The sequence below is a fragment of the Geminicoccus sp. genome (assembly GCF_035556675.1).
GTDB lineage: Bacteria > Pseudomonadota > Alphaproteobacteria > Geminicoccales > Geminicoccaceae > Geminicoccus.
The window spans coordinates 1-2,063 of sequence record NZ_DATMFZ010000142.1 but is presented as its reverse complement, the minus strand read 5'-3'; the positions used below and the strand labels follow the sequence as shown (position 1 = coordinate 2,063).

Annotated in this window: 2 protein-coding genes; both read left to right on the top strand. The window is 68.4% G+C overall.

Annotated features, from left to right (window positions below; genetic code table 11):
- Positions 1 to 159: 159 nt before the first annotated feature.
- Positions 160 to 624 (top strand): tripartite tricarboxylate transporter TctB family protein, encoded by a 465-nt coding sequence (locus tag VNS22_RS10835; RefSeq protein WP_325732262.1) that lies wholly within the window; start codon positions 160 to 162, stop codon positions 622 to 624.
- Between the two features lie 9 nt (positions 625 to 633).
- A partial coding sequence (locus VNS22_RS10830; RefSeq protein WP_325732261.1) for a tripartite tricarboxylate transporter permease occupies positions 634 to 2,063 on the top strand: 1,430 nt, incomplete at its 3' end.

Sequence of the window (2,063 nt, the reverse complement as noted above, 5' to 3'; positions counted from 1 at the left end):
GCCACCGCGAACCATCTGGCTCAGCGCAATCGCATGGAAAACGATCTGATCGGCGCGGTCGAGCGCGCGGGCCTCAAGGCCCTCTAGTCCGCTGCCCGAAGAAGGCGGCGAGAACGCGGCCTCGGGGAAGGCCGTGTTCGGATCAGGGAGAGAGAAAAGATGACGTCGACGCTGCGCAAGCAGACGCTGGCCGGCCTGCTGTTCATCGGCATCGGCGCAACGTTTGCCGCCATCTCGTGGCTGCACCATCCGCTCGGCAGCCCGGCCAGCATGGGCCGGGGCTTCTTCCCCTTCTGGGTCGGCCTCGGCCTGGCCCTCCTGGGCGCGGTCATGCTGCTCCGGCCGGCGAAGGACGAGGACCCCGAGGATGTCGTCTTCTCGGTGGCGCCACGGCCGTTCGTCCTGGTCATCGGCTCGGTGATCTCGTTCGGCATCCTCCTGCCGCTCTTCGGCCTCTACGTCGCCACGATCGGCTCGGTGCTGATCGCCTCGCGCGCCGACCCGGCCTTCCGGTTGAGAGCGGCGCTGCTGCTGGCGCTCGGCCTGGCGGTCGCCGCCCATCTCGCCTTCATCACTGGGTTGGGCCTGCCGGTGCCGGCATGGCCGCCCCTGCTCGCACGCTGAGGCCGCCCCATGGAACTGCTCGATCATCTGGCGCTGGGCTTCCAGGCCGCGCTCAGCCTGCAGAACCTGATGTACGCCACGATCGGCGTGGTGCTCGGGACGGCGATCGGCGTGCTGCCGGGCCTGGGTCCCGTGCCGACCATCGCCATGCTCCTGCCGCTCACCTATGCGCTGCCGCCGGAAAGCGCGGTGATCATGCTGGCCGGCATCTTCTACGGCTCGCAGTACGGTGGCTCGACGACGTCGATCCTGGTCAACATCCCCGGCGAATCCTCCTCCGTGGTCACCTGCCTGGACGGCCACCAGATGGCGCGCAAGGGTCGTGCGGGCAGCGCCCTGGCGACTGCCGCCATCGGCTCGTTCTTCGCCGGCAGCGTCGCCACCGTGCTGGTGGCGGCCTTCGCGCCGACCCTGTCGCGCCTGGCCTTCCAGTTCGGCCCGGCCGAGTATTTCTCGTTGATGCTGCTTGGGCTGATCGGCGCCGTGGCGCTGGCCCACGGCTCGATCCTGCGCGCGGTCGGCATGATCCTGGTCGGCGTGCTGCTGAGCCTGGTGGGCACCGACATCACCTCAGGGGGCCAGCGCTTCACCGCGGGCCTCGCGCCGCTGTTCGACGGCATCGAGTTCGTGGCGCTCGCCATGGGCCTGTTCGGCCTGGCCGAGGTCATCTGCAATGCCGGCAACCCGCTGCACCGCGAGCTCGTCACCCGCAAGGTGAGCGGGCTCTGGCCGTCTCGCGACGATTTTCGCCGGATGACACCCGCGATCCTGCGCGGCACGACCCTGGGCTCCGTGCTGGGCCTGTTGCCGGGCGGCGGTGCGACCCTGTCCTCGTTCGCCGCCTACGCCCTCGAGAAGAAGGTCTCGAACCGGCCGAAGGCCTTCGGCACCGGCGTCGTCGAAGGGGTGGCGGCGCCGGAATCGGCCAACAATGCCGCCGCCCAGACCTCGTTCATCCCGATGCTGACCCTGGGCCTGCCCAGCAACGCGGTGATGGCGCTGATGATCGGTGCCCTGATGCTGCACAACATCCAGCCGGGCCCGCAGGTGATCTCCAGCAACCCGACCCTGTTCTGGGGCCTGGTGGCCTCGATGTGGATCGGCAACATCATCCTGGTCGTCCTGAACCTGCCGATGATCTTCATCTGGGTGAAGATCCTGAGCGTGCCGTATCGCTACCTCTACCCGTCGATCATCGTGATCTCCTGCATCGGGGTGTTCAGCGTCACCAACGACGTGTTCGGCGTGTTCCTGATGGCCGCGTTCGGCGCGTTCGGCTACCTGCTGGCGCGGCTCGGCTGCGAGATCGCCCCGATGCTCCTGGGCTTCGTGCTCGGCCAGTCCCTGGAGGCCTATTTCCGGCGCGCCATGCTGATCAGCGACGGCAGCTTCACGGTCTTCTTCTCGCGGCCGCTCTCGGCGGCACTGCTGCTCATGGC

Excerpts from the sequence above, each read along its gene's own strand:
- VNS22_RS10835 (WP_325732262.1), top strand. The coding sequence starts at position 160 with ATGACGTCGACGCTGCGCAAGCAGACGCTGGCCGGCCTGCTGTTCATC.